At 72.8% G+C, this 13,831-nt stretch carries 11 protein-coding genes; 4 read left to right on the forward strand and 7 right to left on the reverse strand.

Annotated features, from left to right (window positions below):
• Positions 1–3 precede the first annotated feature (3 nt).
• The gene (locus VMD91_01590) at positions 4–909 is read right to left on the reverse strand and encodes a glycosyltransferase family 2 protein (GenBank protein HTW82742.1); all 906 of its coding nucleotides are present in this window, start codon (positions 907–909) and stop codon (positions 4–6) included.
• Positions 909–3,203, reverse strand: coding sequence for a glycosyltransferase (locus VMD91_01595; protein HTW82743.1), 2,295 nt, complete (start codon positions 3,201–3,203; stop codon positions 909–911). Before VMD91_01595 ends, VMD91_01590 begins: the two co-directional genes overlap by 1 nt.
• 96 nt (positions 3,204–3,299) lie before the next feature.
• On the opposite strand from VMD91_01595, the gene VMD91_01600 reads away from it, so the two are divergent.
• Positions 3,300–6,194: a glycosyltransferase gene (locus VMD91_01600; GenBank protein ID HTW82744.1), complete on the forward strand. Its 2,895-nt coding sequence runs from the start codon at positions 3,300–3,302 to the stop codon at positions 6,192–6,194.
• Here VMD91_01600 and VMD91_01605 read toward each other — a convergent pair.
• The 3 genes from VMD91_01605 to VMD91_01615 are packed head-to-tail and all read right to left on the reverse strand — an operon-like array spanning position 6,164 to position 9,854.
• The gene (locus VMD91_01605) at positions 6,164–6,928 is read right to left on the reverse strand and encodes a TylF/MycF/NovP-related O-methyltransferase (protein ID HTW82745.1); all 765 of its coding nucleotides are present in this window, start codon (positions 6,926–6,928) and stop codon (positions 6,164–6,166) included. The genes VMD91_01600 and VMD91_01605 overlap by 31 nt on opposite strands.
• Before the next feature lie 7 nt (positions 6,929–6,935).
• Entirely contained in the window at positions 6,936–8,054 is a 1,119-nt protein-coding gene (locus VMD91_01610; protein ID HTW82746.1) for a glycosyltransferase family 4 protein, read from the reverse strand.
• Between the two features lie 9 nt (positions 8,055–8,063).
• The gene (locus VMD91_01615) at positions 8,064–9,854 is read right to left on the reverse strand and encodes a glycosyltransferase (protein HTW82747.1); all 1,791 of its coding nucleotides are present in this window, start codon (positions 9,852–9,854) and stop codon (positions 8,064–8,066) included.
• 113 nt (positions 9,855–9,967) lie between these two features.
• Here VMD91_01615 and VMD91_01620 point away from each other — a divergent pair, with 113 nt between their 5' ends.
• The 3 genes from VMD91_01620 to VMD91_01630 are packed head-to-tail and all read left to right on the forward strand — an operon-like array spanning position 9,968 to position 13,040.
• Positions 9,968–10,888, forward strand: a complete 921-nt coding sequence (locus tag VMD91_01620; GenBank protein HTW82748.1) for an AAA family ATPase — start codon at positions 9,968–9,970, stop codon at positions 10,886–10,888.
• A complete protein-coding gene (locus tag VMD91_01625; protein ID HTW82749.1) occupies positions 10,885–12,273 on the forward strand; it encodes a hypothetical protein in 1,389 nt (462 codons plus the stop codon). Before VMD91_01620 ends, VMD91_01625 begins: the two co-directional genes overlap by 4 nt.
• Complete coding sequence (locus VMD91_01630; protein HTW82750.1) at positions 12,270–13,040, forward strand: glycosyltransferase; 771 nt, start codon at positions 12,270–12,272, stop codon at positions 13,038–13,040. The genes VMD91_01625 and VMD91_01630 overlap by 4 nt, the downstream gene beginning before the upstream one ends.
• Here VMD91_01630 and VMD91_01635 read toward each other — a convergent pair.
• Together VMD91_01635 and fliS are read right to left on the reverse strand one after the other, a co-directional pair.
• A complete protein-coding gene (locus VMD91_01635) occupies positions 13,037–13,417 on the reverse strand; it encodes a hypothetical protein (protein HTW82751.1) in 381 nt (126 codons plus the stop codon). The two genes, VMD91_01630 and VMD91_01635, sit on opposite strands and share 4 nt — an antisense overlap.
• Positions 13,401–13,826, reverse strand: coding sequence for a flagellar export chaperone FliS (gene fliS, locus VMD91_01640; protein HTW82752.1), 426 nt, complete (start codon positions 13,824–13,826; stop codon positions 13,401–13,403). The genes VMD91_01635 and fliS overlap by 17 nt, the downstream gene beginning before the upstream one ends.
• Positions 13,827–13,831 lie beyond the last annotated feature (5 nt).

Genomic DNA, 13,831 nt, shown 5'->3' on the forward strand with positions numbered 1-13,831 from the left:
CTTTCACGCGGCCTCGACGACGGTGCGGAGCAGCCGCAACCGCGCGAGGTCGTCCACTTCTCCGGGCACCAGACCGTGCTCGCGCAGGATCACGGTGCACAGCACGTTGTTTTCGAACGCGACCGTGCGCGCGAGCGTTCCGAGCACGTCGCGTTCCACCGCCACGCCGAGCGCGGCACGGCGCACCGCGGCGGCGACGCCGCGCAGCATATCCGTATGCGGTCGGGTCGGCGTCGTCGTTCCCGGGTCGAACTGCGCGATATAGGTCGCGGGGTCCTTACCGCCGCTGCGCTCACGAAAGATGAACAGCGGTTCGGGGACGCGCACGACGTCGCCGGCCAGCAGCCACTCCGCCGTCTTGACGACGTCGGCGCCGAACGCTTTGCCGAACGGGCCGCACGCCACCAGCTTCTCGCGCCGCGCGACGCCGTACGTCGCGTACCAGCCGAAGGTCGCGAGGTGGACGTGCATCCGCTGCTCGGACGTCAAGCCGACCATGTCCGGCTGCGCGATGATGCGCTTGGGCACGCCGCGCTCGTCGACGGCGCAGACGTCGGCCGCGGCGATGACGGCGTTCGGGTGCGCCAAGAGCGCCGCGCGCGTGCGTTCGAGGAACGTCGGCGCGCACAGGTCGTCGGCCGCGAACCACGTGAACAGCGGCGTGCGCGCCTGGGCCAGGACGTACTGGAAATTCTCGATCGCGCCGCGGTTGTGCGGCTGGCGCACGACGTGCACGCGCGGGTCGCGGCGGGCGTACTCGGCGAGGATCTCCGGCGTCTGGTCGGTCGAGGCGTTGTCGCTGACCAGGATCTCGAACGCCTCGTACGTCTGCGCCAAGAGCGCGTCGAGCGTCTCGCGCAGCGTGCCCGCCGCGTCGTAGACCGGGATGCCGACCGTCACGTCCGGCATCACGCCGACACCAGCCCCATCGCGCGTTCGCCGATCAGTCCGTGCACGGCCCGCGCGTCCAGCGGCCCCGCGCGCCGCGCCAAGCGCGCGCGCAAGCGCTCCGCCCCGAGCTCCGCTTCGAGCGGCTCGGCCAGTACGCGGCGCAGGCGCTCGGGCAGTTCGTCCGGCTCCGCGATCTCGGCCTCGAGGCGATCGGCGATTGCCCAACCGCGCGCCGCGCGCGGCGTGCACAGCAGCGGCAGACCCGCCCCGACGTAATCGGCGATCGCGTACGAGATACCGCTCGGCGCGGCGGACGGATGGACGGCCAGGTCGGCGATCGCGAACACGGTCGCGAGCGTGGCGGCGTCGTTGCCGGCGAACTGCACGTTGCCGGGCAGCTCCGCGCCGAGCGCGGTGCGCGCCGCCGGCGCCGCGGCCCCGACGACGACGAACAAGACGTGCGGCGTCTGCGCCGCGATTCGGCCGAGCGGCGCCAGCGCCGACGCGTCGCCCGGCGTGGCGAGCACGCACACCGCGACGGTCCGGCCCGCTAACGTCGAACCGGCCTTCGCGGCCTCGCGCTGCGCCCGGGAGGCATACGGCGGCGCGCCCGCCAGGCCGGGCGGCACCACGGTCACGCGGGCGGGATCGAGATCGTAGAGCGCGACCAGCAGCTGCGCATCCTCCTCGCACGCGCACAGCACCGCGGCGGCGTCGCGCGCGCACGCGCGCTCCGACTCGGCCACCCGCTGCAGCGACGCCGCCGGCGCGGCCGTCGCGAGCGCGGCGAGATACGCCACCTGCGGCGCGTCGTAGACCAACGGGCCAGGCCAGGTCGCGCGCAGCGCGCGATGGGCGAACGGGCCGACGCTGACCGCGAGCACCGCACCGAGCGAGGCGTGCGCCAGCGCGTCGGTGAACGCCGGGTTGAGCCACGGCACATCCGACCCCGCCGCACCGCGCGCCGTTTCGACGCTCGTCGGCGGCACCCGTCGCACCAGGACGTCGGACACCACGAGCTCGTCGGCCTCTTGGACCGCGTCGGTGCGGCTGCACACGACGACGTCGAGCGCGTCCTGCCGTGCCCCGTAGCGTGCGATCGCGCGCCCGGAGTCGGCGCCGGCCGCCACCACGACGCGGGGCACGGCCGCGCGCGAGCCTGGACCGGCGACGGCCACCAGCTCGCGCAGACAGCCGGCGAGGGCGCCGACGATCGGCCCGCGCCCGTGCACGCTCGCGAGCGCGCGCTGCGATGCGTGCACGCGCGCTTCGAGCTCGGCGTCCGGCGCCGCCAGGACGCGCTCGATCGCGGCCGGCCAGCCGTCGGGCGCCGCGACCTCGACGCTCGCGCGCAGCGCGCCGAGCGTATCGAGCACGGCCGGCGCGACCACCACGGCTGCGCCGCCGGCGACCGCGTCGAGCACGGTTCCGGTCTCTCCGGCCAGCGGGCAGAGCGCGACGTCGACGGTCGAGAGCATCCAACGGTAGCTCTCCTCGTCGTCGCCGTCGACCAGCGTGACGCCGGCCGGAACGCCCCTGCCGGCCAACGAGCGCGCCGCCTCACCGCCGACGATGAGCTGCACCGCGGGGAGTGCAGCGGCCGCGAACGCGAGCCGTTCGGCTGCCGCCCCGACGTCGGCGCCGGCGTCGGCGTCGGCGTAGAACAGCGCGACGGGTCCGCGGGCGTAGGACTGTCGCTTCAGCCGGCGCGGGGCGCGCTCGACGCTGCGAAATCCCGCCGGGTCGACCAGTATCGGAACGACCACGATCGCGTCGCGCGCGACCACACCGTGCGCCGCGAGCACATCCGCCTCGTCCGCCGACGCGGCGAGCACGAGCCCGGCGCGCCGCACGCCGCGCAGCTCGAGCGCGTGCAGCGCTCGCCCGTAGGTCGTTCGATCGCTCGACGATGCGCCCGCCGCATCGTAGACGAACGGACCGTCCCACGACGCCGCGACCGACTCGACGAGCGCGGGGCCGTTGACGATCGCGACGTCGGCGGCGCGGAGCGCGTCGCGCAGCACCGCACCGAAGCGCGGCGTCAGGCTCAGCGCGTCGACGGCGACCAGCTCCTCGCACGGGCGGCCGAGTTCCGCCGCGACCCGCGCGTCGGTGGCGGCGTGCTCGTCGCTGCGCGCGACCACGACCTGTCGAACGCCGTGCGCGAGGCGGGTCCAGCGCGTCCCGGTGCCGCTCGCGCCCAGCGCGACGACGGTGACGTCGATCCCCTGCTCCGCTAACGCGACGCACAGCGAGGCCATGCGGCGGCCGGAGCCCCCACGCAGCGGACCAACCGCTCGGGTCGTTACCACGACCACCCGCAGCGCCATATCCCTTGAGTGATCGGCAAAAGGGCACATCGCCCCTACAGCGGGTTCGCCCGACCGGCGAGCCAATAGGGCAGGCGCATGAACCGGCTCGACCTGCGCTTTCGGCTGCGCGACGGACCGCCGCGGTTGCGCACGCTGGCGGCGGCGCGGTTGCGTTCGCTCGGTCTTTCGCCTGCCGAGGCGGCCGCGGACGAGCCCGAGGTGCTCGCGACCATCGACCCGCGCGCGATCCTCGACGTCGACGACCTGCGCGCGGCGGCGGCCGCGGCGGTGGCCGGCCGCCGCACGATCGAGCACGCGGCGTACGACGTCGATCGGTCGGCACACGGCATCGCGGTCACGCTCGCACCGCGCGCGAGCGAGGGCGTCGTCCACGACGGTGTTCCGCTGGGTGTCTGGATGCCGGGACCCGATCCGTTGCAGCTTCCCGCGGGCCCCGCGCAAGCGACGATCTACGGCATCTTCGACGAAGCGACCGGATACGCGGCGGTGGGGCGCAATCTGGTCTTCGGGTTGGCCGCGCACGGGATGGCCGTCGCGGCAAAAGCGGTCTGGTGGCCCGAGGCGCGCAACGCCGGTCTGCCGCCGGGCGAACACGCGATGCTCGCGCACGCGGCCGCGCTTCCGGCCGACCGAGCCGGACCATCGGTGCTGCTGCGTCCCGCCGGCGATGCGAGCGGCAGCCCGTCGTTCAGCGAGTTCGCCGCCACCCGGCTGAGCGGGCTGACCTGCGCGTACACGATGTTCGAGTGCGACGACGTGCCGGGGCTGTGGGTGCGCACCCTGCGCGAGCTCGATCAGGTCTGGGTGCCGAGCACGTTCAACCTCGAGACGTTCGCGCAGGCCGGCGTCCCGGCGGAAAAGCTGCGCCTGATCCCGATCGGCATCGACACGCCGCTGTTCGCACCCGACGGTCCGCAGCTCGAGCTGCCGAACCGGCGTCGCACCGCGTTCCTCTCGGTCTTCGATTGGAACGAACGCAAGGGGCCCGACGTCCTGCTGCGCGCGTGGGCGCGCGCGTTCGGTCCCGACGACGACGTCGTGCTGTATCTGCGCACCGGGCGCAGCACCGTCGGCGCGCACGGCGGTCCGCTCGACGAGGTTCGCGGTCTGGGCCTGGACCCGGCGCGCATGGCGCCGGTCGAGATCATCACCGCGCCGTTGCCCGTCGACGCGTACGCGGCGCTGTTTCGCAGCGTCGATGCGTTCGTGCTCACCTCGCGGGGCGAGGCGTTCTGCATCCCGTTGCTCGAAGCGATGGCCAGCGGCTTGCCGGCGATCGGGACCGGCTACGGCGGCAGCGCCGACTTCCTCGACGAGGATACCGGCTATCCGATTCCGGCGCGGCTCGTCCCGGTCGCGCGCAGCCTGGCCGACCGTATCCCGTACTACGCCGGTCAGCGCTGGTCCGATCCATCGGTCGATGCGACCGCGCAGGCGATGCGCCGCATCGTCGACGATCCGCACGACGCGCAGGCCCGCGCGGCGGCCGGCTTCGCGCGCGCGCACGCCGCGTTCGATCGGCGCGCCACCGCCCGCTTCGCGCAGCGCGCGCTGCGCGAAGCGCCGCCGGCACGGACGGTGCGCACGGCCGGGCGGACGCTGCTCGCCGGTCCGGCTCTGGCCGACGCAAGCGCCGGGCGGGCAACGCGCGGGCTGTTCGCGGCGCTCGAAGCGACCGGCGCGATGCCCCGTCTGCTGACCGTGGGCGCACCGGGCGTCGAGCTGGACCCGGTGCAGGCGCGCCACCTGCGCCGCGGCGCGCGGTTGGCGCCGCATCCGAACGAGGCGCTCATCACCGTCGATCACGTGCGGCCGGGCGCGCGCGCCGTCTTCGTGAGCAGCGTGCCCGACGACGTGCGCGCGCTGGCCGGCGCGGAGCGGATCTGGACCGACGATCCGGCGGTGGCGCGCGCGCTGCACGCCGCCGGGATCCCACCGGCGCGCATCACGCACGTGCGGCTGCCCGTCGACGTGACCGCCTGGACGCCCGATGCGCACGGCGCGATCCCGCCGCAGCGGACGGTCTACGTCGCGCCGGAGCCCGATCGCATCGCGGCGCTGAGCGCGTTCGCCCGGCTCGTGCAGCCCGACGAGGACGTCGTCCTGTTCCTCGCTCCCGCCGCGGACCGGCCGCTCGTGCCCGCGCTGTTGGACGCCGAGCTGGACCGGGCGATGCGCGACGCCGGCGTCGCGCGCTGGAATCCGCGCGTCATGGCGCTGCCCTCGCCGCCTCACGCGCGCGAGAGCGTCGCGGCGCTGGCCGGCGCGACGCTCGCCATCGCCGCCGATCCGGCCTGGCGGGACCATGAGCTCGCCCGCGCGTGCGGCGTCCCCGTCCTCGGACTCGACGAGCTCGAGCGTGCGCGGCTGTTGCTCGCCGACGCCGGCGCGCGCGATCTCGCCGGCATCCAGACGCGGCGCGCCGCCGTCGCGCAGGCGCGCTCGGACGCCGCCGCGCTGCGGGCCGCCTTCGACGCGATCGCGCTGCTTGCGCCGGTCGAGCGCGCGGTACGCCCGATCCGCATCGCGGCCGTCTTCTCGCCGGAGGTCGCGGAGCCGGCGCGCGTGATGGCCGAGCTTTGCGCCCGGGCGATGCACGAGATCGTCGGCGTCGAGGGCGACTTGCGCGGGATCGACTACGTCGTGCGCGTCGAGCGCGCGGTCGAGACGGTCGACGGGTGGGACGAAGCACTGATCAACGCGTTGGAAGCACACGGCGTCAACGTCGCCGAGAGCTTCGATTGGGACGCGATCGCACCGAACTTCCCGGACACGAGCTTCGAGCAGCTACGCGAGAGCGCCTTGCTGGCGCGCAACTGCGAGGCCGGCGCCAGAGTGGCGCGGGCGTCGGGCGCGCTGCAGCTCGTGCGCGCGGTCGACGCGACCGCGGTCGGACCCGCCTGGCGCGCCGTGGCCGGCGCCGTTCGTCCGCTGGCCGCTCAGCGCGGCGGTTTGATCAGGAACGCCTGACCCGTCGGCATCGAAAAGATATCGACGCCGCGGCTCGCCGCGAACTCGCCGAGCACGTGACGCTGCTCGACGTGCTCGGCGAAGGCGAAATCGTCGAGCACCACCGGCGCACCGGGAACGAGCTTGTCCCAAAAGAACTCCAGCGCCGCGCGCTCCGGCACCGCCGCGTTCATGTCGATCAACAGGCAAGCCACCTTCGTCGCGGGCACGTCGGCGAGCGATTCGGGGATGCGCCCCTTGATCAGCTTGACGTTCGGGTAGTCGCGCATGTGTTCGCGCACCAGTTCGTACGTGTCGCCGTAGAGGTGCGTATAGCCGCCCAATCCCAGCGCGCGCTCCTTCTCCGTGAGCTGTTCGACGGGATACCCGGCGTAGGTGTCGAGCAGGTAGAGCGTGCGATCGGGGAAGCGCTCGAAGCCGACGTAGGAACAGATCGCGCGGGCGAACATTCCGGTGTCGACGCCGCACTCGACGAAATCACCTTCGAGCTTGATGCCCACGGCGGCCGCCCAGCACGGTAAGTAGACGCGCCACTCGATGTGCAGATCCGCGCCGAACCGGTGCCCGCTGCTCATCGCGAGCTGATAGGCCTTCGCGAACCGCTCTTCGCGCATCCAGTCGACGGCGTGCGTGGTGAACAGCCCGTCGGCGCTGTAGGTCAACGGGCCTTTGACCAGCGTGCGGCCGTCCGGCAGCGGAAAGTTGACCGTCAGGTTGAGCTTCTCGTCGTTCATCGCTTCCTCAGCGGGGGATGGCGGCGGCCAGCCGCGTGCGTTCGGCGGCAACCGCGGCGCCGCGCTCCCACGTCCACGCGGTTCGCGCGCGTCGCGCGGCCGCCGCGCCGAGCGCCGGCAGACGCCACCGCTCTTCGACCACCAGACGCATCACCCGGCTGAGCAAGGTGACGTCGACCTCGAGGGTCCATGGCGGTTCCACCGTCGCCGGCATGTCGCTCATCTCGATCGGCGTGCGCTTGGCGGGCAACAGTACGCCCACGCTGCCGTCGACGAAGTCGTCCGTCGCGCCGCCGGCGCTGACCAGCGGCGGCGTTCCGCAGGCCATCGCCTCGAGCGCCGTCAGCCCGAAGCCTTCGCCACGGTACGGCAGCACCAAGACGTCGGCGGTACGGTAGAGCGCCGCGAGCGAAACGTCGTCGAAGACGTCGTCGCTGTAGATGATCTCGGGCAAGTCGGCGCGCCCCAGCAGCGGCTCGATCGACGGCTTCATCGTCTGATCCTTGTAGACGGAAGAGCCGCCGACGTCCTTGACGATCAAGCTCACGTCGTCGCCGGGGCCGAACGCGTTCAAGAACGCGTTGATCGCGAGGTCCGCGCCTTTGCGCCAGATCGCGCCGCCGACGTAGAGGAAACGGAACGATCCGCGCGTGGGCAGCGCGGCGAGCGGGCCGTCGGGGCGGAACACCGCGGGATCGACGCCGAGCGGAACCGTGATCAATCGCTCCGGCGCGAAGCCGGCACGCTCGTACATCCCGCGCACGAAGCTGCCATAGCACCAGATCTCGTCGGCGCCCCGCAAGCCGTCGATCCACGCGCTGGGCAGCTCGCCCAACTCGTACGGCTGGACGTGCGCGTAACGCCCGTACTCGGGCCGCGCGAACTCGGGCGGCCAGCGGTGACGCACCGTCAGGTCGGGCGGCCGGTCGAGCGCGATACCGGTCAGCGCGACGAGCCGTTCGACCTCGGGCGTCGCGCGCTGCAGGTAACTGCCGAGCAGCGGCGCCGACAGCGCCAGGTCCACCTCGCCGCGGCGGAGGAGCGCCAGCACCAGTTCCCGGTTGACCCGCGCCAGCGAGATCTCGGAGAAGACCTCGCCGTCCAGGACCAGCAGCGGGCGTGCCAAGGCGCCGGGTCAGCCGGCCGCGACGGCTAAGCCGCGGCCCGCCAGCGCGCAGGCGAACTCGGCCAAGCCGCGCGTCGTCGCGGTGCGCTCGGTCAGTTCGCCGAGGAGCTGCGCGATCGCGGTACGGTGCCGCCGCCGCTCCTCCTCACGCGCGGCATCGACCGGATACGCGGCATGGATCGCGTCCATCGACGCCAGCAGCGCCGCACGGCGGTCGCCGACGCGCTGCGCGACCAAGCCGATGCGCGCGCTGACCGACAGCGTCGCCGCGCGCGTCGGGGCGACGCGCGTCCCGCGCGTGAGGCGCAAGGCGAAGTCCCAATCGTCGAACAACGGCGCACCCGGATTGAAGCGGCCGACGCGATCGAACAGACCTCGGTAGACGACCAGCGCGTCGAGCGGGACGCTATGCGCGATCTCGAGTGCCGCGAGGTCTTCTTCCCCGCCGCCGAAGGGCGCGATCACACCCAAGTCGTGCCAGACGATGCCGTCGCCGTCCGCCTGTTCGAAGACGAGGCGGGAGGTCGCGAGCACGGCTTGCGTCCGCTCGCGCGCGATCGTCTCGACCGCGCTCGCGAGGTGCTCGGGGGCGAACCGGTTGCCCGGCTCGAGGAAGGTGACGTACTCGCCGCGCGCCATGCGCAGGCCGAGGTTGCGGGCCGCGCCCGCCGGCTGCGTGGACTCGAAACGAATGTGGGACGTGCGCTCCCAGACCGGGTGCGCCCGCAGCAGGCCTTCCAGCGGGACGAACCCGTGGTCGACGACGACGAGCTCCCAGGCGGGCCACGTCTGCGCGACCAGCGTATCGAGCGATCGCGTCACCAGCGCCGGCGGCGCGCTCGTCTCCATGACGACGGTGATGGTCGACTCGTGCACGCGCGCCGGCTCGTAGACGACGGCGCGCGACAACAACCGCTCCTGCAAGTCGCGCACGCGAGCCTGCTGCTCCTCGTCCAGCCGCGTCGTGCCGCCGTTGCGGTCGGCGTTGTCGCGCAGCAGGGTCGCGAACAGTTGCGCGACGCCGATCTCGCGACCGCGCATGCGCCGCACGAACTCCGGGTGGTCCATGTAGCGCTCGACGAACGCGGCGAAGTCCAAGATGTTCGTCCCCGGACCGTGATACGCGGCGCCCGAGTGTTGGTCGTCGTGCAAACGCACGGCGACGCTCGGCTCCGCGACGTACGCGAAACGCCGCCCGGCGAGCGCCAGCCGGATGACGATGTCCCAGTCGGAGGCGATCACCGTGCTGCCGGACGTGCTGGCGAAAGCGTAGCCGCGAAGCGCCTCGCGGCGCACCAGCATGCACGGCATGCAGACCGGACAGGTGGTGGTGAAGTTCTCGACCAGCTCGTCGCGCGCGTCCGTGTAGCTGACGGGGAACTGGCCCGCCATGTTGCGCACTCGGAAGACCAGGCCGTCCGCCCGCGCGAAATAGGCGTTGCCGTACACGACGTCGAGGGTGGGGTTGGCGAGGAAGCGCGTCATCAGACGCTCGACGTGCGTCGGGTAGAGCACGTCGTCGGAGGAGAGCCACATGACGAACTCGCCGCGAGCCAGCTCCAGCACGCGGTCGAAATTCGGTCCGATGCCGAGGTTGCGCTCGTTGCGCGACAGCCGCACGCGCGGTTCCTGGCCGAACCGCTCGTTGAGCAGCTCCCAAGCGCCGTCGGTCGAGCAGTTGTCGCTCACCACGACCTCGACGTTCGGGTAGGTCTGACCCAGCGCGCTGGCGACGGCTTGCTCGACGTACTGCGCGTAGTTGTAGTTCGGGATCAGGATGCTGACCAGTGGGAGGTCCACCACAGTGATATCGGCCACTGGCCAGGGCCTCCTTACGGACACGCTTGGTCGCCGGCCCTCCCACGGCGGCCGCGAATGTCCGGTCGTGCGGGGCGTCGAAGCCAGCTTCCCGGATGACGCCTTATTTCCGGCACTTCGGGTTGGAGCGCGATCCGTTCCTCGACACGGCGGACCCGCACTTCTACCGGACGACGCCCGCGCTCGCCCGAGCCCGGACGCGGTTGATCGGCGGGGTGCTCGAATCGCGCGGGCTGCAGGTCGTCGTCGGCGATCCCGGGACCGGCAAGACCAGCCTGATGGCGCAGGTCGAACGCGAGCTGCTGGGCCGGGACGAGGTGCGGCTGGCGAAGATCCTGGACCCGTCCTTCGCGAGCGAGACCGAGTTCTTGCTCGGCGTCGCGCGCGCGTTCGGCTTGGCCCTCCCACCACGTTCGCCGGCCGCGCTGAAGAACGCGCTCAAGAACTATCTCTACGACGCGGCGGTGCTCGACGGGCTGACGTTGGCGCTGCTGATCGACGAGGCGCAGAACGCCAGTGATGAGATATTCGAAGTCATCCGTCTCTTGCTGAACTACGACGTGCCGCAGCGCAAGCTGCTCAACGTCGTGCTGTTCGGCCAAAGCGAACTGCGCGCGCGGGTCGAGAGCCGCCGCAACCTCGCCGATCGCGTCGACGGCTGGATCTCGCTCGATCCGCTCGATGCCAGCGAGTCGCGCGCGCTGTTGGCCTATCGACTCTCACGTGCGGGCGCTGGCGATCTGACCGCCTTGTTCGACGAGGACGCGGTCGAGGCGATCGTGGCCAGCGCGGGGGGGACGCCGCGGCGCCTGCTGACGCTGGCTCACGCCTCGTTGCGCGACGCCGCGACGCAGGGGCGACCACGGGCAACCCGGCTCGACGCGGACGCCGCGGCGCGAGCGCGCGGCTTGGCCGCCGGGGCGCAGCGGCGCGGAGGACGCCCCGCGGCGATGGCCGACGGCGCGGCCGTGCCGCAGCGGCGGCGCTTCCCCTGGCTGCCGCTGCGGGCGCGATGAGCGGTCGCGAGACCGACGTCGACGCGCTCTTCGAGCGCGACGCCGACGCGCGTCTGCTCGACCGCCGCCGCCGAGAAGAGCTCGGATTGCCCTCGACACCGCAGCCGCCCTCCGCCGCGTCGCCACGGTTCGGCGCCGAGTCGCTGGCCGAGGACGACGACTCGCCGCGGCTGGTACGGCCCGCTGCGTTGCGACTGGCGCTGGAGGCGCGGCCCGATCGCGAGCTGATCCCCGGCGCGCTCGTGACCGTCGTCGCGACGCTCCACGATGACGGTGACCGCGAGGTATCCGACGCGACGCTGCGGGTCACCGTCCCGCCCGAGGCCGAGCCCGTTCCGGGATCCTTCTCCCGCGACGAGGTGCAGATCGACGGCGAGGCACTGCTCGGAATCGGCTTGCGGCTGGGCACGATCCCGCCCAACGGCGCGGTCCGGCTGCGCTTCGCGCTGCGGATCCTACCGGGGACCGCGCCGCTCGACGTCTTGGCGACGGTCTGGGCAGAGGGCGTGCCGGCCGTCGCGCCGCCGGCGCTCCGCTTGCGCCGCCGCGCCGGCCACGCCGCTTACGAGCAGCCGCGACCGTTCTACGAGCTCGAGGAAGGCGAGGGGCTCGACCTCGGCGAGACGGCACCCGCGCCTTCCGTCGTCGACGCGCGCAGCGTCGCTCCCGCCGCCCCCGAACCGCCACCGACGCCCGAGCCCGTGCTGCCGCCGCCACCGCCCGAGCCCGTGCTGCCGCCGTCCGCGGCCCTGCCGGTGCTCTACCGGCGCATCGACGGCGACGAGGTACGAGCGCTCGAGCGCGTCTACACGGGCGCGCTGCCGCACGGCCTGGCTGCACTCGCGCTGCTTTCGTCGATCGCCGCTGCCGACGGCGCGGTCGGCGAAGCGCTGGGCCTGAGCACCTTCGCGCGCAGCGTCTCCGCCGCGCTGCCGCGCGCGCTGGTCGCCGCGCGGATGGGCCGCCCGACGCCGCCGGTGGTGACCGAGGAGGCTCTGGCGGTGCTCCGTCCCGCCGGCGCCCCGCCGCTCACGCCGTCACCGGCCCCGGAATCCCTCGGCCCGCACCTCGTGGTCGCGCTCGACGCGCATGGCCTCGAGGGACTGCGCGGCGTGCTCGGGCGGCAGTTGGCGGACCCGTTTCTGCGTGGCGTCCAGGTGCTCTTGGCGGTCGCGCCACGCCGCATCGACGGCGTCGGCGCGCCGACGGTGCGCTTCGAGGACGCCGTGGCGGCCTTTCGGGTCGCGGCCGGAGGCTGGCTGATGCGGGTGACGGTGCGGCGAACCGTCGACCGGCGCTTCGATCCGCTGACAGCCGACGATGCGGGCCTACACGCCGCCGGCCGCAGCGTCGTCGAAGCGCTGCGCGAGGTCATCCCGACATGAAGCTCCTCATCGGCATCCCGACCGGCGGTCAGCCGACACAGCCGTTCCTCGACGCGGTCCCGCACCTCGCGTTGCCGCCGGGCGCGCTTGCGGACCGGCTCATCTGGAGCGGCAACTCCGTCGCCGTGCAGCGCGAGATGATCGCGCGCCACGCAGTCGCAAGCGGCGCCGACATCCTGCTCATGATCGACGATGACGTCGTGCCGCCTCCGGACGCGCTCATCGCCCTCGTGCGCGCGCTCGAGAACGATGCGCGCGCGGCGGTCGCGGGCGCGCTCTACTACAGCCGCGACGGCGCCCGGCCGATGGCTGTCGCGCGCTGGAGCTCGACCGACACGACCGAGGGCGCGATTCCCGCCTTTCGCAACGGTGAAGTGACCGACGTCGACGGCGTCGGTTTCGGCTGCGTCGCGCTGCGGGTCTCGGCGCTGCGAGCGTTCTCGACGCCGTACTTCGCGGCGCACGTCTTCGTCAACGAGGCGACGCGCTCGGTCCGGCAGGCCGACGAGGACTACCTGTACTGCGAGCGCGTGCGCACCGCCGGGTGGCGGGTTCTGCTGCACGCCGGCGTCCGCGCCGGTCATTACGACCGTGCCACGAACCGGCTCTCCCCCGAGCGCTGGGAGGACGACGTCCAGACCGACCGCTTGCGCATGATCGTCCGCGACGCGGACGGGCGAACGCGCATGATTCCGTACGACGCGGCGCACCCGCGCGCGGACGAGCGCCAGGAACCGTTCCCGCTGACGCTGCTGTTCGGCGCCTAGTAGGTGCTGTTGACGACGTGCGCGGTCGGGGGACGTTTGCCCACCGCGCGCGAGAGCCGGCGCATCTTCCCGATCGACTGCAGACGCTCGGCCAGGTTGTCGCGATACGCCTGCAGCCGCCGCAGCTGGTCCTCGCGATAGGCGTACACGCCGCGCAGCCGCTGCGCGACTTTGGCGTCGGCGGCGGGCGCGACGTCGGGCACCGCGGCGAACAACGCGGCCAGTTCGTCCGTCAGCCGCCGCTGCGTGCCGAACGCCTTACGCACGTCCGGCCAACGCCGCTCGACCAGCGCCGCCTCGGCTTCGAGGCAGGCACGCTCGAGGGCGATGATCGTGCGAACGGCGATCGCGTGCGGAGTCTCAGCCGACGAGGGCATCGAGCTGCGGCGCGGTGGCGGCCTCGGTGCGATACCGCTTGACCGCTTCGGACCAGGTCTCGCGCAGTTCGGTGACCATCGGCAGCAGCTCGCGCACCCGCTGCGGATCGCCGTGCATGTTGGCGGCGACCAGCTGGTGGTGCCAGAACTCGTAGAGCCGGAACAGGTTGCGCGGCAGATCCCCACCGACCTCGAACCGCAGCGAACCCATCAGGAGCGCGCACGCGCGCTGCGCCTTGCGCAGCAGGCGATGGCGCGCTTCGATGTCGCGTGGGCTCGTCTCCATCACGTCGATGGCCTGCCGTGCGAAGAGCAGCAGCGCATCGTAGATCTTCACGATCAGCTCTTCGGGGCTGGCCGAGTTGATCGACGCTTCGAGATAACGCAGGTTGGGGTTCGCGATCGGCATGGTTG

It is taken from the genome of Candidatus Sulfotelmatobacter sp. (assembly GCA_035504415.1).
Lineage (GTDB): Bacteria > Vulcanimicrobiota > Vulcanimicrobiia > Vulcanimicrobiales > Vulcanimicrobiaceae > Vulcanimicrobium.

Bases quoted from the DNA above. Each gene is read 5' to 3' on its own strand.
- VMD91_01590 (HTW82742.1), bottom strand. From the start codon at position 909: ATGCCGGACGTGACGGTCGGCATCCCGGTCTACGACGCGGCGGGCACG.
- VMD91_01600 (HTW82744.1), top strand. From the start codon at position 3,300: ATGAACCGGCTCGACCTGCGCTTTCGGCTGCGCGACGGACCGCCGCGG.
- VMD91_01605 (HTW82745.1), bottom strand. From the start codon at position 6,928: ATGAACGACGAGAAGCTCAACCTGACGGTCAACTTTCCGCTGCCGGAC.
- VMD91_01620 (HTW82748.1), top strand. From the start codon at position 9,968: ATGACGCCTTATTTCCGGCACTTCGGGTTGGAGCGCGATCCGTTCCTC.
- VMD91_01625 (HTW82749.1), top strand. From the start codon at position 10,885: ATGAGCGGTCGCGAGACCGACGTCGACGCGCTCTTCGAGCGCGACGCC.
- VMD91_01630 (HTW82750.1), top strand. From the start codon at position 12,270: ATGAAGCTCCTCATCGGCATCCCGACCGGCGGTCAGCCGACACAGCCG.
- VMD91_01635 (HTW82751.1), bottom strand. From the start codon at position 13,417: ATGCCCTCGTCGGCTGAGACTCCGCACGCGATCGCCGTTCGCACGATC.
- fliS (HTW82752.1), bottom strand. From the start codon at position 13,826: ATGCCGATCGCGAACCCCAACCTGCGTTATCTCGAAGCGTCGATCAAC.